The organism is Erysipelatoclostridium sp. MSK.7.34 (assembly GCF_019041935.1).
Classification (GTDB): Bacteria; Bacillota_I; Bacilli_A; order Erysipelotrichales; family Coprobacillaceae; genus Thomasclavelia; species Thomasclavelia ramosa.
The window spans coordinates 1-19,563 of the sequence record NZ_JAHPYJ010000021.1 but is presented as its reverse complement, the minus strand read 5'-3'; the positions used below and the strand labels follow the sequence as shown (position 1 = coordinate 19,563).

At 30.4% G+C, this 19,563-nt stretch carries 15 protein-coding genes; 14 read left to right on the top strand and 1 reads right to left on the bottom strand.

Annotated elements, in window-relative coordinates:
• The first annotated feature begins 3 nt into the window (after positions 1–3).
• From cas5b to KTF99_RS12795, 6 genes are all read left to right on the top strand, one after another.
• Positions 4–705 (top strand): type I-B CRISPR-associated protein Cas5b, encoded by a 702-nt coding sequence (gene cas5b / locus KTF99_RS12820; protein WP_029481303.1) that lies wholly within the window; start codon positions 4–6, stop codon positions 703–705.
• Positions 706–742: 37 nt separating this feature from the next.
• Positions 743–3,250 carry a CRISPR-associated helicase Cas3' gene (gene cas3 / locus KTF99_RS12815; RefSeq protein WP_217215599.1) on the top strand — a complete coding sequence of 836 codons (2,508 nt, stop codon included), beginning with the start codon at positions 743–745 and terminating at the stop codon, positions 3,248–3,250.
• A 10-nt stretch (positions 3,251–3,260) separates the two neighbouring features.
• Positions 3,261–3,755, top strand: a complete 495-nt coding sequence (locus KTF99_RS12810; RefSeq protein WP_008793028.1) for a CRISPR-associated protein Cas4 — start codon at positions 3,261–3,263, stop codon at positions 3,753–3,755.
• 11 nt (positions 3,756–3,766) lie between these two features.
• Positions 3,767–4,765 carry a type I-B CRISPR-associated endonuclease Cas1b gene (gene cas1b, locus KTF99_RS12805; RefSeq protein WP_008793029.1) on the top strand — a complete coding sequence of 333 codons (999 nt, stop codon included), beginning with the start codon at positions 3,767–3,769 and terminating at the stop codon, positions 4,763–4,765.
• Complete coding sequence (cas2, locus tag KTF99_RS12800; protein WP_029481301.1) at positions 4,765–5,052, top strand: CRISPR-associated endonuclease Cas2; 288 nt, start codon at positions 4,765–4,767, stop codon at positions 5,050–5,052. Before cas1b ends, cas2 begins: the two co-directional genes overlap by 1 nt.
• Positions 5,053–5,605: 553 nt before the next feature.
• Positions 5,606–6,430, top strand: a complete 825-nt coding sequence (locus tag KTF99_RS12795; protein WP_008793030.1) for a hypothetical protein — start codon at positions 5,606–5,608, stop codon at positions 6,428–6,430.
• Positions 6,431–6,474: 44 nt separating this feature from the next.
• Here KTF99_RS12795 and KTF99_RS12790 read toward each other — a convergent pair whose 3' ends face one another.
• Positions 6,475–6,852, bottom strand: a complete 378-nt coding sequence (locus KTF99_RS12790) for a PH domain-containing protein (RefSeq protein ID WP_008793031.1) — start codon at positions 6,850–6,852, stop codon at positions 6,475–6,477.
• Between the two features lie 181 nt (positions 6,853–7,033).
• Between KTF99_RS12790 and KTF99_RS12785 the strand changes: the two genes are divergently transcribed.
• The 8 genes from KTF99_RS12785 to nifJ all read left to right on the top strand — a co-directional run bounded on the left by KTF99_RS12785 (position 7,034) and on the right by nifJ (position 19,338).
• Entirely contained in the window at positions 7,034–8,641 is a 1,608-nt protein-coding gene (locus KTF99_RS12785; protein ID WP_003538020.1) for a DEAD/DEAH box helicase, read from the top strand.
• 143 nt (positions 8,642–8,784) lie between these two features.
• On the top strand, positions 8,785–11,451 hold the full coding sequence (ppdK, locus tag KTF99_RS12780; RefSeq protein ID WP_003538022.1) for a pyruvate, phosphate dikinase: 2,667 nt from the start codon (positions 8,785–8,787) through the stop codon (positions 11,449–11,451).
• An 82-nt stretch (positions 11,452–11,533) separates the two neighbouring features.
• A complete protein-coding gene (locus tag KTF99_RS12775; RefSeq protein ID WP_008793032.1) occupies positions 11,534–12,514 on the top strand; it encodes an asparaginase in 981 nt (326 codons plus the stop codon).
• Between the two features lie 9 nt (positions 12,515–12,523).
• A complete protein-coding gene (locus KTF99_RS12770; RefSeq protein ID WP_009010074.1) occupies positions 12,524–13,522 on the top strand; it encodes a DNA-processing protein DprA in 999 nt (332 codons plus the stop codon).
• Between the two features lies 1 nt (position 13,523).
• Positions 13,524–14,168: a rhomboid family intramembrane serine protease gene (locus KTF99_RS12765; protein WP_003538025.1), complete on the top strand. Its 645-nt coding sequence runs from the start codon at positions 13,524–13,526 to the stop codon at positions 14,166–14,168.
• A 42-nt stretch (positions 14,169–14,210) separates the two neighbouring features.
• Positions 14,211–15,110, top strand: a complete 900-nt coding sequence (gene galU / locus KTF99_RS12760; RefSeq protein WP_003538026.1) for a UTP--glucose-1-phosphate uridylyltransferase GalU — start codon at positions 14,211–14,213, stop codon at positions 15,108–15,110.
• Positions 15,110–15,577 carry a hypothetical protein gene (locus KTF99_RS12755; protein ID WP_226814575.1) on the top strand — a complete coding sequence of 156 codons (468 nt, stop codon included), beginning with the start codon at positions 15,110–15,112 and terminating at the stop codon, positions 15,575–15,577. Before galU ends, KTF99_RS12755 begins: the two co-directional genes overlap by 1 nt.
• Positions 15,578–15,819: 242 nt before the next feature.
• Positions 15,820–19,338, top strand: a complete 3,519-nt coding sequence (gene nifJ, locus KTF99_RS12750) for a pyruvate:ferredoxin (flavodoxin) oxidoreductase (RefSeq protein WP_029481296.1) — start codon at positions 15,820–15,822, stop codon at positions 19,336–19,338.
• The last annotated feature ends 225 nt before the right edge of the window (positions 19,339–19,563 follow it).

Here is a 19,563-nt window from a genome sequence, read left to right as displayed (position 1 = left end):
TATATGCAGGCACTTAAATTTACTTTAAGTGGTAAAACAGCTTTTTTTAAGCGTCCGGAGGTCAATACATATTATTATTTTACTTTTGGTAATATTCATAAAGTTGCGCTATTAGGAATATTTGGGGCAATTTTAGGTTATCAGGGCTATAATAATACGATTGAACTACCAGAGTTTTATCAAAAATTAAAAGATATCAAATTATCTATTTTGCCTCATAATAAAAAAGGTTATTTTTCAAAAAAAATACAGTATTATAACAACTCGGTTGGTTATGCTTCCAAAGAACAGGGTGGTAATTTAATTATAAAAGAACAATGGCTAGAAGATCCTTGCTGGGATATTATTGTTTTGTTGGATAATGAGGAGGCAAATAAATTAGCTAAAGCTATAATAAACAAAAAATGTATTTTTATACCATATTTAGGTAAAAATGATCATCCAGCTAATATCACTGATCCTGTAATTGTTGATTTAGAGAAACGTAATATTGATGAAGAATCTTTGGCCTGTTTATTTCCTAAGGGAGATTTTGAAGAAGCTGAAGATATTGATATTGATTTTTATAAATATCAAGAAAGTTTACCAGTTAGATTAAATGAAAAAACGGGATTGTATGAGTATATGACATTTATTCATACTAACCTTTATATGGATGAAGGCAGTGTATATAGTTTTGATGAAAAAAACATTGTATTTTATTAACCCGCTATTAAGCGGGTTTTATTAAAGGGAGGATATTATGGATATAGATGGATATCTAGTTTCGCTAGAAAAAATAATAATTAATATTGATCAGTGCTATGGACATAGAGATGATAATCATCAAGAAACAATTAATGAACATATTCAATTATGCACGAAATATTTGAAAGAAATATTTAAATTAAAGAAATTGGATTCGATTTTAAAATCTTTTAACATTTCTTTAGGAGAGGGGTTATCAGATGAAGGAAAAGAAATGTTTAATGAGTTATTTTTTAACACAATTACCTTTCATGATACCGGAAAAATAAATCCAGTTTTTCAAAATGATAAAATGAATAATTCAGTAATGAATTATTTAAATCCACCTAAAAATTTAGAATCTGATCATTCAAAATTATCGGCATATATCTATTTAGGATATTATTTAAATAAACTAAAAACACTAACAAAAAGTGATATCAAATTATTAAAATCTATTATCTATATAAATGCTTTTGTAATTTCTCGACATCATAGTAAAATTGATGATTTTAGAACACGCTTTATTGATAAGTTTGATAGTGATGATGAATTAGAAAAGAGAATTATTGATTGGGTTAATGATGATGAATTTGCAAAATTGTTTAAAGATGGTTTTAGTCTTATACCTTTAAAACAAAAAGGACGTGATAATTTATTTAAAAAACTAAGAAAATATGAAACTAATAAGCAAATTGATTTATATGTCTATGTTAGATTCTTATATTCACTTCTGGTTTTTTGTGATTATTATGCAACAAGTGAATTTTATGGTGATAATAGAAATAATGTAATGCTTAAAGATGCTGATTTTAGTGAAATCATGGAACTATATGATAATAGTGAATTAGTTACAAAGATTAGAAAGAATGATGTTGGAAAAGAAAAAATCAATGGATTAAGAACAAAGATATTTTTAGAAGCGGAAAAAAATTTGATAAAGAATATTGATAAAAACATATATTACATAGAAGCACCAACCGGGAGTGGTAAAAGTAACACAGCATTAAATTTAAGTTTACGTTTAATTAAAAATGATGATAGTTTAAATAAGATAGTATATGTATATCCTTTTAATACATTAGTAGAACAAAATCTAGCATCGTTAAATAAAATTTTTGGTAATAGTAAGGCTATGAATAATATTGCTGTCGTTAATTCTACAACCCCATTAAAAAAGGATGAAGATGAAAACTTTTCGGGTGAATATCAAAAAGCATTATTGGATCGCCAATTTTTAACTTATCCAATTATTCTAACAACCCATGTAGGTTTATTTGATACTTTCTTTGGAAATAATCGAGAATCAGCCTTTGGTCTATGCCAATATGCTAATTCAGTAATAGTTTTAGATGAAATCCAAAATTATCGAATTGAAATATGGAACGAGATAATCATCTTCTTAAAAGAATTTACTAAAATTCTTAATCTAAAAATAGTTATCATGTCAGCGACATTACCAGATTTAGAGTTACTTACAGATGATCGTAGTAATTCAGTTTCATTAATAACAGATCCTCAAGAATATTTTTTAAATCCAATTTTTAAAGATCGAGTAAAAACAGATTATAGTCTAATAAATGTAGAAAATACTGAAGAATCGTTATTAAATCATGTTTTAGAGATGAATAAATTAAAGAAAAAAATAATGATTGAGTTTATTGTTAGAAAAAGTGCAGAAAAGTTCTATCGTCAATTAAAAGAGATAGAATTAGATTGTGAAGTTTTATTTATTAGTGGTTTTGATAGTGTATTAGAAAGAGAAAAAATCATTAGTACAGTTAAAACTTCAAAACATCTTATTTTAGTAGCGACCCAGGTAATTGAAGCCGGTGTCGATATTGATATGGATATCGGTTATAAAGATATATCTAAACTTGATAGTGAAGAACAGTTTATGGGAAGAATAAATCGCTCATGTAAAGAAGATGGAAAAGGAATAGTATATTTCTTTAATTTAAATAAGGCAACCAATATTTATAAGGGGGATGAACGTGTTGCACAGAAAAATTTAACATTGTTTAATGATGATATGAAAAAAGTATTGTTAAAAAAGAACTTTAATTATTATTACCAAAAACTTCTTAAGACTCTAGCAAATAGAGCTAAAAAGCCTGAAGAAAAAAATGTTCCCAATTTTTTTAGAGAAAGTGTTGCGTGTTTAGATTATCAGGCAGTAAGTAAACGAATGGAATTGATATTAGATACTAGAGACAGAGTAACGATATTTTTAGGAAGAACGGTAATTAATATTGATGGGGAAGAATTTGATGGTAAAGCTATTTGGAATCAGTATGTAGATTTATTGAAAAATAATGAAATGGATTATGCTAAAAAAGTATATGAGTTGTCAGTGGTTAAAAGTATGATGAATTATTTTATGTACCAAGTTATTAAAAAAAATCAATTTGATTTCAAAGAACAGGTTGGAGATATTTATTATATTGAAAATGGTGATGATTATATTTTAGATGGTAAATTGAATACTGCTCTTTTTGAAACTGAGGATGAGTTATTTATATAGAGGTAAGAATATGGAAGTAAATGGAACATTAATAAACTATTATTTTCATTGTCAAAGACAATGTTATCTTCATGGTAATCGACTTAATTTAGAGGATGAAAGTGAAAATGTGAAGATTGGTAAAGCATTGCATGAAGAAAAGTATAAAGATGATAAGAATTCAGAGATTGCAATTGGCAATATTAGATTGGATAAATTAACTGCAAAATATTTAACAGAAACAAAAAAGTCTGATGCTGATTTAGTTGCAGCAAAGTGGCAGCTTTTATATTATCTTAAAATTTTAAAGTCAAAAGGAATAATACGAAAAGGACGAATAGAAGTAATTGAAAAGAATAAACAAAATAAATCTTTTATTGAAGTGGAGCTAACAGAAATTGAAGAAAAAGAATTAGATAAAATTGTTATTAAAATTAAAGAACTATTAGAAAATGATGAAATACCACTAGTTTTAAATGAAAGTAAATGTAAAAAATGTGCATATTATGCATATTGTTATATATAGGAGGTGTTGTAATGAAAAGTACTAAATACATAACTAGTATGGGAGATTTAAAACGTAAAGATGATTCACTTTGTTTTAGAAAAAGTGGTAAGAATATATATTTACCAGTAGAAAATATAAAAGAGATATATTGTTTAAATGAAATTTCTCTTAATACTAAATTATTAGATTTTATCTCATCTAAAAATATAATTATTCATTTTTTTAACTATTATCAGGGTTATAGTGGTACCTTTTATCCAAAGGATAAATATACTAGTGGTAAATTGTTGATTAAACAGGTTGAAACATTTAATAATTATCGTATTGATATTGCAAAGGCAATAGTTAATGGCATTGCAATTAACGTTGATGAAACTTTATATCACTATTATAAGCATGGTAAAAATGAGGTTAAAGAAACAATAGACTGGTTAAGAAAAGAGGTGCCAAAACGTTTAAAAAAAGCAGAAGATATTAAAATGATTATGGCGGTTGAAGGAGAAATATGGCAACGTTTTTATAGTATGTTTAGATATATATTACCTGAAGATTTTATAATGAACAAAAGAGTAAAGAGACCGCCTGATAATCCAATTAATGCACTGATTTCTTTTGGAAACACTTTACTTTATACAAAAACAATTTCAGCGATATATCAAACTCACTTAAATCAAAGTATTTCTTTTTTACATGAACCTACAGAACAAAGATTTTCTTTGTCTTTAGACTTAAGTGAAGTATTTAAACCGATCATTGTTTTTAAAACAATCTTTGAATTAGTCAATACTAAAAGATTAACGGTTGAGAAACATTTTGATAAGAAAACTAATTATTGTCTTTTAAATGATAAAGGTAGGGATATATTTATTGAAGCTTTTGAAAATAGAATGGAAACTAAATTTTTACATACTAAATTAAAGAGAAAGATAACATATAAAACAGCTATTAAATATGATGGTTATAAATTAATTAAAACAATTTTTGAAAATAAATTATTTATACCATTTTCTATAAAGGATAAATATTAATGAAAATAAAAAATCATAACTATGTAATCGTCTGTTACGATATTGAGGAAAAAAGAGTAAATAAAATATTTAAGATATGTAAAAAATATCTTCCTCATTATCAATATTCTATTTTTAAGGGTCCTATTACCCCTTCTAAATTAATTTTATTAAAAAAAGAACTAAAAAAAGCTATAAACAAAGAAGAAGATTGTGTAAGTATTATTAAATTACAGAGTGAGGATTCATTTGATGAAGAAATTTTAGGGAGTCAAAAAGAGGGAAATGAAGATAGTTTAATTATATAATTTACCAGGCTCAATTTCTTTTTAATGTCCTAAAACTGTTGGGAGAGTAAGCGTTTAAGAGAATTTTACTAGCAATTATAAAAAAGTAAAATCATTTGGTAAAAAAGTAGAAAAGTATTGATAGATATAGGTTTTGAGGTATAATAGAAAGTGTAAAATGGCTTATTTACTAGGGTTTAATAACAACATAAGATGTATTGAAATTAACTTCGTGAATTGGATTAGAGGAGCGAGGTTGTAGTTTAATAACAACATAAGATGTATTGAAATTGTAAATCTTGTATTGTTAACAAACTGCATTTCCAAGTTTAATAACAACATAAGATGTATTGAAATATAGTTATATCAGGTATTACCTTAGAAATATGATCTGTTTAATAACAACATAAGATGTATTGAAATAACATTTCTTTAGCGCTTAATTCTTCTATCATTTTAGTTTAATAACAACGAGATATTAAAGTGAAAAAACATGACTATTTTGTTCATATTACTATTAATAAAATATTTTTTTGTTATAATAAAAGTAAAAGTAAGTAGAAGTGGGGTAATTATGACAAATAAGTATAGATTAAAAATAATATATAAAGATACTAAATTGACATTAGACATTGAGGAAAATATTACTTTTGATGAATTAAGCTCAATTATTAATGAAAAATTAATGCTAAGTGATTCGAGAGCTTATAAATATCAAAAAGATGATGATATTATTGTTACAAGAAAAAATAGTAAAAACAATAAACTAGCAGATCTTTTAGAATTAGATCAGAAGTTAGTTTATATTATTGGTACTGGTAATAATGTTTATAGTATTAATATCATCGTTTGGGACTACATTATTGAAGCTGATAAAAAAATATTAGAGAAGTTTAATCAAATGTTGAAAAATGTCAAACAAGTACGTCCTGAACAAGTATATTATTTAAATAGTAGTCAAAGAAAGTTTATTGACGGTCTTTTGGCTGACTGTTATGAAATGTTGAAAGAAATGAGTTTTAGTGGAATTTATAATTACCGCTTATTTAAAAATGGTGCTGATTTTTTAACAACGAAAGTCATCTATTATATTCTTGATGATAAATATGAAATTCATTTATATAACAATAATGATGATTTAAAGGAAGATAATACAGAATATTTAATAACTTTTTATGATACTAATCGAGCTTATTTTAAAGGATACCAAGGAGTTAATCGTAATATTTTCATTCTTCACAAAGATAAAACAATTAAACAAAATGATTTTGAATATCTTTATCACGCTTTAAATCGTATCATTCATATGTTCAAGGATGGTGATGAAGATACATTATTTGAAAGCCATGAAACATGTTTATGTTATGACATTGCAACTAATAAATTTTGGACTGAATAATAAAAAAGCATCGTCTTATTATACTAACGATAAGACGATGCTTTTTATTCAGAATGATCTTCAAAATTTAAATTTTCATCAAAGAACTCTTTACCAACAACTTTCTTTTTATCACGGGCATCTTCTACTAACTTAGAAATTAAATCTTTAACTTCTCGAGCATTTTTTATATTCTTTAAATGAATTTCACGTTCACTGTCAGCTTTAGTGTACAAAATTACTGTTCCAGTACCAAAGATTTTTTGTGATAAATTTCTTCGTAGACATAAATCGGTAATACGATACAAAAGCAATTCGTCATAGTGAGTACTAAATAGGCCAGTCTCTTGATATAGGCGATCATTTTTTATTTCATATTTAGTAAAACTAATTGGAAACCACATAAAATGTTTACGATCTTGCCAAATAATTTTATTTTCCATCATAAGTTCCTCCAATTACAACATTTTATCTATGATGATTATAACAGTAAAGAGTAGTCAATTCTATGATTATTGAAATAATCTCATTATAAATAAAAAAATAAAACAAATTATGCAAATAAGTTTGTATATATCGCGTAATTATGCTATACTCACCAAAGTGTCTAGAAAGGTATAAAGAATGATTGAAAACAAATTTAATGAATTAGGATTAAGTAATGAAGTATTAAAAGCAATTGAAGATATGGGGTTTTCTAAACCGTCAAAAATTCAAGAAGAAGCAATTCCTGTATTATTGACAGGAGTTGATGTAATTGGTCAAGCACAAACTGGTACCGGTAAAACTTTAGCATTTGGGAGCGTTTTGTTGTCAAAAATAACTCCATCTCAAAGAAAGTTACCACAAGCTATCATTTTGTCACCAACAAGGGAACTAGCAATGCAAATCCATGAAGAAATGGAACGTATTGGTAAATATAATGGAAGTCGAATTACTTGCGTATACGGTGGTAGTGATATAGAGCGACAAATTCGGACCATTAAAAAAGGAATCGATATTATCGTAGGGACACCAGGGCGAGTAATGGATTTAATGCGTCGTAATGTTTTGAAACTAAACGACGTAAAATTCGTAGTATTAGACGAAGCGGATGAAATGTTGAATATGGGCTTTGTTGAAGATATCGAAACTATTTTAGAAAAAGTTGATGATGATCGTCAAACAATTTTATTTTCAGCAACAATGCCAGCAGGAATTAAAAAGATTGCTCAAAATTATATGCATGATAATTTTGAACATGTAGCTGTATTATCAAAACAAACAACAGCTACATCTGTTAAACAATTCTATTACGAAGTGAAACAAAAAGATCGTTTTGAAGCAATGTGCCGTTTAATTGACGTCGCTAATGTTCAAACAGGAATTATTTTTTGTAGAACAAAACGTAGTGTTGATGAAGTAACTGAACAAATGCAGCAGGCAAATTATAATGTTGAAGCGATGCATGGAGATTTATCACAAAATCATCGTATGAATACATTGAGAAAATTTAAAAAAGGAACAATTAATTTTTTAATTGCAACTGATGTAGCTGCTCGTGGTATTGATGTTGAAAACGTAACACATGTAATTAATTATGAATTACCACAAGATATTGAATCATATGTTCATCGAATTGGTCGTACTGGTCGAGCTGATAAAGAAGGACAAGCTTATTCAATTATTACACCAAGAGAAAAAGGATTTTTACGTCAAATTGAGCGTGTAACAAAATCTTCTATTACCAAAGCGACTATTCCAACTCTGCAAGAAATTTCTGAAGCAAAAATTGGAACTCTGGTAAGTAAAGTTGAAGATCAAATTTTGGCTGGTAACCATAAGAAGTTCAAGCAATTGGTAAATGAAATTGATCCAACAATGTTAGCAGACTTTACGGCAGCATTAATGTATATGACATTCCAAGAACAGTTAGGATATGATTATAAACGTGATACGATTCAGGAGGCTTCTGAAGGTAAAAGGCGTGAACGTGGCCGTGGAAATAATAAAGATTATACAAGAATTTTTATTACTGCTGGTAGTATGGATCGTGTCAAAGCACCACAAATTGTTAATTTCTTTGTTTCTAAAGCAGGTGTGAGAAAAGAAGATATCGGAGATATTGATATCAAACGAAAATTTACATTTGTTGATATTAATAAGAAGGTAATCAATAAAGTTGTTGATAAGTGTAATAAGCAAAAGATTAATAATCGAAAGATTGAAATCGAAATTGCAAATAAAAAATAAATATTTGGTGAAAAGATTGTGTTTTAAAAATACAATCTTTTTTTGTATAAAAATATGGTATTTTAAAAGCGCTTACACTTGAATGAAAAGGCTAACACGTGTATAATATATTTATGTATTAATTCTAAGGAGGATTAGATTGAATGAAAAAATACGTTTATATGTTTAGCGAAGGAAACGAAATGATGCGTGACCTTCTAGGTGGTAAAGGGGCTAACTTGGCTGCAATGGTTAACTTAGGGTTACCAGTACCACAAGGATTTACAGTGACTACTGAAGCATGTAATGAATATTATGCTGATGGTAAGATCATCAATGATGAAATGAAAAAACAAATTGATGACTGCTTAGAAAGATTAGAAAAATTAGCTGATAAAAAACTTGGGGGATTAGATAATCCGTTATTAGTTTCAGTTCGTTCTGGAGCAAAATTTTCTATGCCTGGAATGATGGATACAATTCTTAACTTAGGTTTAAATGATGAAACTGTTGAAGTTGTAGCTAAACAAACAGGAAATCGTCGTTTTGCTTTTGATAGTTATCGTAGATTTATTCAAATGTACTCTGATGTAGTTTGTGAAGTTGATAAAGAGTTATTTGAAGCTAAATTAAGTGAATTAAAAACTTCAAAGGGATATGAAAGTGATTTAGATATCACTGCAGAAGATTTTGAAAATATCATTATTCCTCAATATAAAGAAATTTTCAAAACTCAATTAGGTAGAGACTTTCCACAAGAAGCTAAAGAACAATTAATGGGAGCAATTTTAGCTGTATTCAGATCATGGAATAATGATCGTGCTATTATTTATCGTAACTTAAATGGAATTCCTCATGATTTGGGAACTGCTGTTAACGTACAACAAATGGTATTTGGTAATATGGGTGATGACTCAGGTACTGGGGTATTATTTACTCGTAATGCTGCTAATGGGGATAATCATATTTATGGTGAGTATTTAATTAACGCTCAAGGTGAAGACGTTGTTGCTGGTATTCGTACACCACAAAAAATTGCTAAATTAGAAGAAGATATGCCAGAAATCTATAAACAATTAGTTACAATTGTTAAAGGATTAGAAAAACATTATAAAGATATGCAAGACTGTGAATTTACAGTTGAGAATGGTAAACTATATATTTTACAAACTCGAAATGGTAAACGTACTGGTAAAGCAGCATTAAAAATTGCTGTAGATTTAGTACATGAAGGTTTAATCAATAAATATGAAGCAATGACAAGAGTTGAACCTGATCAAATCTCACAACTATTACATCCGAACTTTACACCTGCTGCATTAGCTGCTGCTGAAGTGTTGATTGAAGGATTACCTGCTTCACCAGGTGCTGGTGCTGGTAAAGTTTATTTAACTGCTGAAAAAGTTCATGAACAAGCTGTAGCTGGTGAAAAAGTTATTTTAGTAAGACACGAAACTTCTCCTGAAGATATTCAAGGTATGGTTGATTGTGAAGGTATTTTAACTTCTACTGGAGGAATGACGAGTCATGCAGCTGTAGTTGCTCGTGGTATGGGTAAATGCTGTATCGTAGGTGCAAAAGCATTATCGATTGATTATGATGCAGGAACATTTACAATTGATGGAAAAACTTATCCAGAAGGAACAGAAATTTCATTAGATGGTACAAGTGGTAAAGTATATATGGGAATTTTAGATTCTGAAGAATCTGAATTAACAGGTGATTTTGCTGAATTGATGTCTTGGGCTGATGAAATCAAGAAATTGCAAGTTCGTGCTAATGCTGATAGCCCTCGTGATGCGGCTGTAGCTATTAAATTTGGAGCTGAAGGTATTGGTTTATGTCGTACAGAACATATGTTCTTTGAAGGAGATCGTATCGAATATGTAAGACAAATGATTTTATCTGATACAGTGGAAGAAAGAATTAAGGCATTAGATGAGTTATATAAATTCCAAGTTGAAGACTTCAGAGGAATCTATCGTGCGATGGTTGGATTACCGGTAACAGTACGTTTATTAGATCCACCTCTTCATGAATTTTTACCACATACTGATGAAGAATATCAAGCAGTTGCTGATAAACTTGGAAAAACATTAGAAGAAGTGAAAACTAAGGGCGCAACTTTAAAAGAAACTAATCCAATGTTAGGACATCGTGGTTCACGTTTAGCAGTAACGTATCCAGAAATCTATAATATGCAAGTTAGAGCAATTATTGATGCAGCGATTGATGTTGAAAGAGAATTAGGATGTACAATCGTACCAGAAATCATGTTACCATTGATTGGTAGTGAATCTGAAATCGTTTATGTGAAAGATAATGTTACAAAAGCAATTGATGCCGCAATTATGGCTAAAAATGCAAAAATTGAATATAAGATCGGTACAATGATTGAAATTCCAAGAGCTGCTTTAACAGCTGATGAAATTGCAAAACATGCTGAATTTTTCTCATTTGGAACTAACGATTTAACTCAAATGACATTTGGTTTCTCTCGTGATGATGTAGGAAGTTTCTTGCCTGAATATATTAATCGTAAAGTAATTCAAGTTGATCCATTCGTATCGCTTGATCAAAGTGGTGTTGGTCAATTAGTAGAAATGGCTGCAAACAAAGGTCGCAGTGTTCGTCCAAAAATTAAATTAGGTATTTGTGGTGAACATGGTGGAGATCCAGAATCAATTAAATTCTGTCATAAAACAGGTTTAACTTATGTATCTTGTTCTCCATATCGTGTGTTAATTGCACGTTTAGCTGCTGCTCAAGCTGCTGCTGAGGAAATTATCCTAGAACACACTACTGATAAAGTATTAGTTGCTGATAAATAGCTGATAAACGTCTCTTAATTTAAAGAGACGTTTTTTTATTTGTGTAAAGTAGGATATTTGGTATAATAGATATGGTGATAAAATGAAAAATATTATAATTGTAGCAACAGGTGGAACAATTGCAGGAAGTGGCAAAGTTGGAAAAGCAACTAATTATCAGGCTGGAAAAATCAATATTAAGGAAATAATTGACTCTATTCCAATGATTAATGAAGTTGCTAATTTAAAAGCAATTCAGCTTTTTAATGTCGATAGTAATGAGATGAATGAAGAACATTGGATAATTTTAGCTAATAAAATAAATGATTTGGCTTCTCAAAAAAATGTTGATGGTATTGTAGTTACTCATGGAACTGATACATTGGATGAGACAGCCTATTTTTTAAATCTTACAATCAATACATATAAGCCAGTCGTTTTGACAGGGGCAATGAGACCAGCGAGTGCAACTAGTGCAGATGGTCCGATTAATTTATATCAAGCTGTTTGTTTGGCTTCGTGTGATGATGCTTTGGGACATGGCGTAATGGCAGTCTTTTCAAGTACAATTTATTCAGGGCGAGATATCCAAAAAATTAGTAATTTTAAAACTGATGCATTTGATCAAAAAGATTTTGGATGTTTGGGTTATATGAATGATGATAAAGTTATGATGTTTTCAAGAACTTTTAAAAAACATACATTGCAATCAGTTTTTAGTGAAAAGCCAATTACTGAATTGCCTCCGGTAGGGATTGTCTATTACTATGCTGGTGCTAAACCTGATATTTTGACGATGATGGCTCAGAATCATCGAGGGATTGTGATAATTGGCAGCGGTAGTGGTAATTATAGTCAAGCATGGCTGAATGAAATTGAAACACTAGCTGCTAAAGGAATCATTTTTGTTAGAGCGTCTCGGGTTAATCAGGGAATTGTATATGAGAGTGATGTTTTTGATCCTCATAATGTCTGTATACCGTCTAATACTTTGTCAGGACAAAAAGCTAGAGTGCTTCTAATGCTTGCTTTAAGTGTTACTCAGAATACAAAAGAAATTAAAAGAATTTTTAATGAATATTAAAGGGGGCACATGTACGTGGAACGAATCAAACTTAATTTAGATAGTATTGCAATGATGCTGTTTTGTGCTCGATTAAAAGCGTATAAAGAGGTCCCGCTTTCTAATGAGGAATGGTTGTTAATTGAGCGGATTATAAAAAAGAAGGGGTTAAAAGGACCTGCTAGTTTGCTGTCGATGAATCAGACAGAACTTGAAGAAATTTTAGAAATAAATGAATTTATTGCTTATAAAATGGCACGAAGAATTGAAACGATGAATATTTTTTTAAGTGTTCTTAATAATCTGGAGGGGAATGGAATTAATGTTACTACAAAATATGAAGATAATTTCCCTAAATTGTTAACTAAACACCTAAAGAAAAGGGCTCCATTATATGTGTTTTATTGTGGTAATATTGAATTAGTTGGAGAAGGAATTTCTTTGATGGGTCTTAATAAGGTTACTAAAAAAGATCGCGCCTATACCAAAAGATTGGTAGATAAAGCAATTGAAGATAATCTAATTTACATTTCCAATGATGCTAAAGGAATTGATGATGTTGCTTTGCATTACGCACTTTATCATGGTTGTCATTGTATTAGTTTTGTTTGTGAGCGACTTGGTGCTAAAAGCAAAGACTATACTAGATATATTAAATCCGGACAATTAGTGATGCTGAGTGCTGAGGATCCAAACTGCTATTTTGATGTAACTAATGCAATTGAGCGTAATAGCTATGTATGTGCATTGTCAAAATATCAAATTATTGTTTCAAGTAGTATTAATAATGGCGCAACATGGTTTACTTCGTTGCAAAATTTACACAATAAATGGACTACACCTTTAGCTGTTGAAGGGTTATATTTAGGAAATGATCGGTTACTTGATATGGGAGTGACACCAATATATATAAAAGATGTATTGTCTGATTATTCGTTCGATATGATTTATGATAGAAACAAAAAAATTGTTGAAGATGCAGAAGTCAATATTGATCAGATGTCAATATTTGAATTTATAGGAGAATAGAATGAATTTTGATTATAAAAAATATCCAGTGACAGCCGGGGTGATTGGAATATGTATTTTAGTTTATTGTTATACAACCGTTAAATACGGTTTTGAAATGAATGCTTATCAAGGAATCAGAGCAGGTGGATTTAATCCAATTTTGGTTTTGGCAGGAAATCAATATTGGCGATTAATTAGTGCAAACTTTATTCATTTTGGAATTATGCATATTTTTTGTAACTGTTATTCATTAGTTAATCTAGGCTCAGTTATGGAATATTTGTTGGGAATGAAGCGTTATTTGATTATTTTGATTGCTTCTGCCCTTGCAACTACGATTTTACCAACAGTTTTTTATATTTTGACTGGAAATGGTGCTAGTAGTATTATGGGAGGTATTTCTGGAGCTATTTTTGGATTGATGGGAGCTTTATTAGCATTGGCTTGGAAATTTAAAGATGTTTATGCATATTTATTCAAGCAAATATCGTCAAGTGTTCTATTGATGCTGCTGATTTCTATATTGGTGCCTTCGATTTCTTTATCTGGACATATTTCAGGTATGATTGGTGGTTTTATTGCAACTTTACTAATTATCAAATTTATGCCTTTACGCATTTGGAAAAAGAAAAAACCGGAAAATTATCATAATCTTGTCAATTAATAATCAGATATAGTAAAATATAAACATATAGAGGAGAGTACAATGAAACAAAAAGTAAGAAAAGCAATTATTCCAGCGGCTGGATTAGGAACAAGATTTTTACCAGCAACTAAAGCACTAGCAAAGGAGATGTTGCCAATTGTTGATACCCCAACAATTCAATATATTATCCAAGAAGCAGTGGATAGTGGAATTGAAGAAATTTTGATTATTACTAATTCAAATAAACATGCGATGGAAAATCATTTTGATAAGTCGTATGAATTAGAAGCGCGTTTAACAGAATCAGGTAAAATGGAACAAGTTAAAATGATACAAGATATTGCTGATATGGCAAATATTTATTATATTCGTCAAAAAGAGCCAAAGGGATTAGGTCATGCGGTATTATGTGCAAAATCATTTATTGGTGATGAGCCATTTGCAGTATTATTAGGTGATGATATTGTTGTAAATGATGGTGGTGAGCCAGCATTAAAGCAATTAATAGATGCGTATATAAATAAAGAAGCATCAGTTGTTGGGGTACAGACAGTTGAACATAAAGATGTTTGTAAATATGGAATTGTCAGTCCGTCACATTCGCATCCTCGTGAAAATGGTGGGCGTTTAGTTAAGTTAAATAATATGGTGGAAAAGCCGGCAGTTGAAGAAGCTCCTAGCGATATGGCAGTATTAGGAAGATATGTTTTGACACCAAAAGTATTTGAATTGCTAGAAACTCAAGGGAAAGGTGCTGGTGGAGAAATCCAGTTAACAGATGCTATCAAACGTTTAATGGATATTCAAGCGGTCTATGCGTATGACTTTGAAGGGATTCGTTATGATGTTGGTGATAAGTTTGGTTTTATTAAGGCAACGATTGATTTTGCATTAAAGCGCGAAGATTTAAAAGAAAAGGTTCAAGCATATATAAATTCACTTGTAAAGGATGTTAAATGATGAGTTTTCAAGAGAAATATGAAGAGTATAAACAAAGAAAAGAAGCGCAAGCGTTTTTTAATCAAAATAATGATCAAAAAGTATATGGGAAAGATTATTTAATAGCTATTTTAGTTGGATTTGGTTCAACGATCGTTATGGGATGTATTTTAACCTGGATTATTTCTAAAATAGGTTTTAATTTTTCATACTTTACTATTTTAATTGGAATTTTTGAAGCTCAGGCAATAAAAAAAGTATTGAATAAAAGTGGTCAACAATTAGCCATTATTGCTGCAGTTACTTTTGTTTTAGGAATTGTCGTGGCACAAGCAATTTTTATAAGTATAACGCTACCTTTTTTTAATGTCAGCATGCTAGTTGAAACATTCAAATATTGTTTCCAAAATATGATAACAGGTGATGTGTTAAGTACAATTATCTATTTATTTGGTGCGATTGCGGCATATATGGCATTAAAAGATTAAATATATTAATTTAAAAGAATATAATTGGCTGATCGGTTTTAGTGATCAGCTTTTTTGTTATATTATTTTTAATAAAGATTGATGGATTCAAGGTAAATGGATTGTTAAATAAAAACATTCTTTTTATTTAAAATGAAAAAATAATGCCTTTCTATATTTGTGAGGGTCTTTTAGTAATTATAACTAGCAATACAAAAGGCTACGTAGTATAATAATGGTATGCAAAAGGAGGATTTTTAAAAATGGCTAAAAAGTTTTTATCAATGGATGGTAATACTGCTGCAGCGCACGTTGCGTATGCGTTTACTGAAGTAGCAAGTATTTATCCAATTACACCTTCATCTCCAATGGCTGAAAATGCGGAAGCATGGTCTGCCCAAGGTAAAAAAAATATCTTTGGTTCACCTGTTAATGTAATTGAAATGCAATCAGAAGCCGGAGCTGCTGGTGCTGTCCATGGGGCGTTACAAGGTGGTGCACTTGCAACTACTTTTACTGCGTCTCAAGGTTTATTATTGATGATTCCTAACTTATACAAGATTGCTGGGGAATTATTACCTGGTGTATTCCATGTATCAGCAAGAGCACTTGCAACAAGAGCATTAAATATTTTTGGTGATCATCAAGATATTTATGCTTGTCGCCAAGTTGGAATGCCAATGATTTGTTCACACTCAGTTCAAGAAGTAATGGATTTAGGAGGAATTGCACATTTAACGGCAATTAAATCATCTGTTCCTGTAATGCACTTCTTTGATGGATTTAGAACATCTCATGAAATTCAAAAAGTAGAAGTAATGGATTATGATGTATTAGAAAGTCTTTTAGATAAAGAGGCTCTTGCTAAATACAAGAAAAATGCAATGAATCCACACACTAACCCAATTGAGCGCGGTGGGGCTGAAAATGATGATATTTATTTCCAAGGTCGTGAAGCTCAAAACAAGCATTATGATGCAGTGGTAGAAGTAGTTGCTGATTATATGAAAAAGATTTCTGAAATTACCGGTAGAGAATATGCTCCATTTACATATTATGGGGCACCTGATGCAGCAAGAGTAATCGTTGCAATGGGATCAGTAACAGAAACAATTAAAGAAACAATTGATGAAATGAACCGTCGCGGTGATCGCGTAGGTTTAATTAAAGTACATCTATATCGTCCTTTCTCTGCCAAATACTTATTAAAAGTATTACCTAATACAGTGGAAAAAGTAGCTGTTCTAGATCGTACTAAAGAAATGGGTGCTACTGGAGAGCCTTTATACTTAGATGTTGTTAGTGTCCTTAAAGACGTTAAACATGTAAGAGCAATTGTTGGTGGACGTTATGGTATGGGTTCTAAAGATACTACTCCTCGTCAAATCAAAGCAGTATATGATCATTTATTAGAGGATGCTCCATTTACTTCATTTACAATTGGTATTAATGATGATGTAACTAATCTATCATTAAAAGAGGATCCTGAATTTAATGTTGATGCTGATTATACAGCATGTCTATTTTATGGTTTAGGTTCAGATGGTACTGTTTCAGCTAATAAATCTTCAATAAAAATCATTGGGGATCATACTGATTTATATTCACAAGCTTATTTTGCTTATGATTCTAAAAAAGCTGGAGGGGCAACACGCTCTAATTTACGCTTTGGGAATACTCCAATCAGAGCTACTTATTATGTAAATAATGCGGATTTTATTTCTTGTTCATTAGACAACTATGTAATTAAATATGATATGTTAAAAAATCTTAAAGATGGTGGAACATTCTTATTAAATACAGAGTTCTCAAAAGAAGAAATTATTGATTATTTACCAAATCGAGTAAAAAAACAATTAGCAGATAAAAAGGCTAAATTCTATATAATTAATGCCAATAAAATTGCTGGTGAAATTGGTATGGGAAGAAGAACTAATACAATTCTTCAATCTGCATTCTTTGCATTAAATCCCCAAATCTTACCAATTGAAAAAGCTGTTGAATATATGAAAGAAATGGCAAAGAAAACATATAGTAAAAAAGGTGATGCTATTGTCCAACTTAACTACAAAGCAATTGATGCAGGTAAAGACGCAATTGAAGAAGTAGCTGTTGATAATTTTTGGTCTGATTTAACAGTAACTGCAACTAGAAGTACTACTGGAGATGAACATTTTGATGAATTTGTTTCAGTAATCAATAGTTTAGATGGTTATGATTTACCTGTTTCTGCTTTCATGGATAAATTAGATGGTTCAATGAAATCAGGAGTGGCAATCAAAGAAAAGCGTGCAATTGCAACTGAAGTTCCTCGTTGGAATAAAGATAACTGTATTCAATGTAATAACTGTGTAATGGTTTGCCCTCATGCAACGATCAGAGCGTTCTTACTTGATGAAGAAGAAATGGCTAATTTACCAGAAAACATTGGTGATGATGTTTTAGTTCCAATGGGTAAAGATATGGGTGGATTAGTATATCGTATCCAAGTTTCACCGGATAACTGTGTTGGATGTGGTTTATGTGTTACTGAATGTCCAGGTAAGAAAGGTGAAAAAGCTCTTGAAATGGTTAGTGTGAAAGATGAATTAGTACATGCTCCATTAGCTGATTACATGTATGCTAATGTTAAATATCGTGATGATAAGTATCCATTAACTACAGCTAAAGGTGTTGGTTTCATGAGACCGTATTTTGAAGTTTCAGGTGCTTGTGGTGGATGTGGTGAAACACCATACTATCGTTTGGCTTCACAATTATTTGGTAAGGATATGATGATTGCTAATGCTACTGGATGTAGTTCAATTTATAGTGGTTCTACTCCTTCTACACCTTGTGCGATTGATGGAAATGGTCAAGGACCAGCATGGGCTAACTCATTATTCGAAGATAATGCTGAATTTGGTTTCGGAATGAAATTAGCTGAAAATTATAAAGTTGGGCATCTATTACGTATTATTGAAGAAAATAAAGATGCTTGTGAACCGGAACTGAAGGCTTTATTGGAAGAGTATGTTGAAATCAATGGTGATCGCGCTAAAGAAAGAGAGCTTGTGCCTCAAATCATGACTGCGGTTAAAGCTTCAAGCAACGAAGCAATTAAAGAATTGTTAAATCATGAAGGAGATATGGTAAGTAAATCTCAATGGATCATTGGTGGTGATGGATGGGCTTATGATATCGGCTATGGTGGATTAGATCATGTTATTGCAAGTAATCAAAATGTTAATATTTTAGTACTTGATACTGAAGTATATTCTAATACAGGCGGACAATCTTCTAAATCATCTCAAGCTGGATCAATCGCCAAATTTACTGCTGGGGGTAAATCAGCTGCTAAAAAAGATTTAGCACAAATCGCTATGGCATATGGACATGTTTATGTTGCTCAAGTTGCTATGGGAGCAAATCCTGTACAAACAATTAAAGCATTCAAAGAAGCTGAAGCTTATAATGGACCTTCTTTAATCATTGCTTACTCTCCATGTATGGAACATGGTATTAAAGGTGGTCTTGCAAATCATCAAAGACAACAAAAAGATGCTGTATCCTGTGGATACTTCAACTTATTGAGATATGATCCTCGTCTTGAAGATGCAGGAAAGAATCCTTTGCAAGTTGATTCTAAAGCACCAGACTTTGATAAATTTAAAGATTTCTTGTTATCTGAAAACCGTTTTGCACAATTGTTAAAGGTTAATCCAGAACATGCGGAGGCATTAATGGAGAAATGTTTAGCTGATGCTAAAAAACGTCGTTTAAGATTAGATAGAATGGCATAAAAAGTTTAAATCAGAGGAAAAATCCTCTGATTTTTTCTTATTCGACTGCAAATATAGTTGATTATTACACTGTTTTTTGGAAACTTAATAAAAAAATAAAAAAAATGTATAAAATTCTTTACAAGAGCAAATATTAGTGATAGAATAATCATGCACTCGAGATAAGAGTGGAGATCATTGAAAACTAAACAGAATTAAGAAACACACGTCAATATCCAGAAGGAT

Excerpts from the sequence above, each read along its gene's own strand:
- KTF99_RS12765 (WP_003538025.1), top strand. The coding sequence starts at position 13,524 with ATGAATTTTGATTATAAAAAATATCCAGTGACAGCCGGGGTGATTGGA.
- KTF99_RS12755 (WP_226814575.1), top strand. The coding sequence starts at position 15,110 with ATGAGTTTTCAAGAGAAATATGAAGAGTATAAACAAAGAAAAGAAGCG.
- cas2 (WP_029481301.1), top strand. The coding sequence starts at position 4,765 with ATGAAAATAAAAAATCATAACTATGTAATCGTCTGTTACGATATTGAG.
- cas5b (WP_029481303.1), top strand. The coding sequence starts at position 4 with ATGCAGGCACTTAAATTTACTTTAAGTGGTAAAACAGCTTTTTTTAAG.
- KTF99_RS12810 (WP_008793028.1), top strand. The coding sequence starts at position 3,261 with ATGGAAGTAAATGGAACATTAATAAACTATTATTTTCATTGTCAAAGA.
- galU (WP_003538026.1), top strand. The coding sequence starts at position 14,211 with ATGAAACAAAAAGTAAGAAAAGCAATTATTCCAGCGGCTGGATTAGGA.
- ppdK (WP_003538022.1), top strand. The coding sequence starts at position 8,785 with ATGAAAAAATACGTTTATATGTTTAGCGAAGGAAACGAAATGATGCGT.
- KTF99_RS12785 (WP_003538020.1), top strand. The coding sequence starts at position 7,034 with ATGATTGAAAACAAATTTAATGAATTAGGATTAAGTAATGAAGTATTA.
- KTF99_RS12770 (WP_009010074.1), top strand. The coding sequence starts at position 12,524 with ATGTACGTGGAACGAATCAAACTTAATTTAGATAGTATTGCAATGATG.
- cas1b (WP_008793029.1), top strand. The coding sequence starts at position 3,767 with ATGAAAAGTACTAAATACATAACTAGTATGGGAGATTTAAAACGTAAA.
- cas3 (WP_217215599.1), top strand. The coding sequence starts at position 743 with ATGGATATAGATGGATATCTAGTTTCGCTAGAAAAAATAATAATTAAT.
- nifJ (WP_029481296.1), top strand. The coding sequence starts at position 15,820 with ATGGCTAAAAAGTTTTTATCAATGGATGGTAATACTGCTGCAGCGCAC.
- KTF99_RS12775 (WP_008793032.1), top strand. The coding sequence starts at position 11,534 with ATGAAAAATATTATAATTGTAGCAACAGGTGGAACAATTGCAGGAAGT.
- KTF99_RS12795 (WP_008793030.1), top strand. The coding sequence starts at position 5,606 with ATGACAAATAAGTATAGATTAAAAATAATATATAAAGATACTAAATTG.
- KTF99_RS12790 (WP_008793031.1), bottom strand. The coding sequence starts at position 6,852 with ATGGAAAATAAAATTATTTGGCAAGATCGTAAACATTTTATGTGGTTT.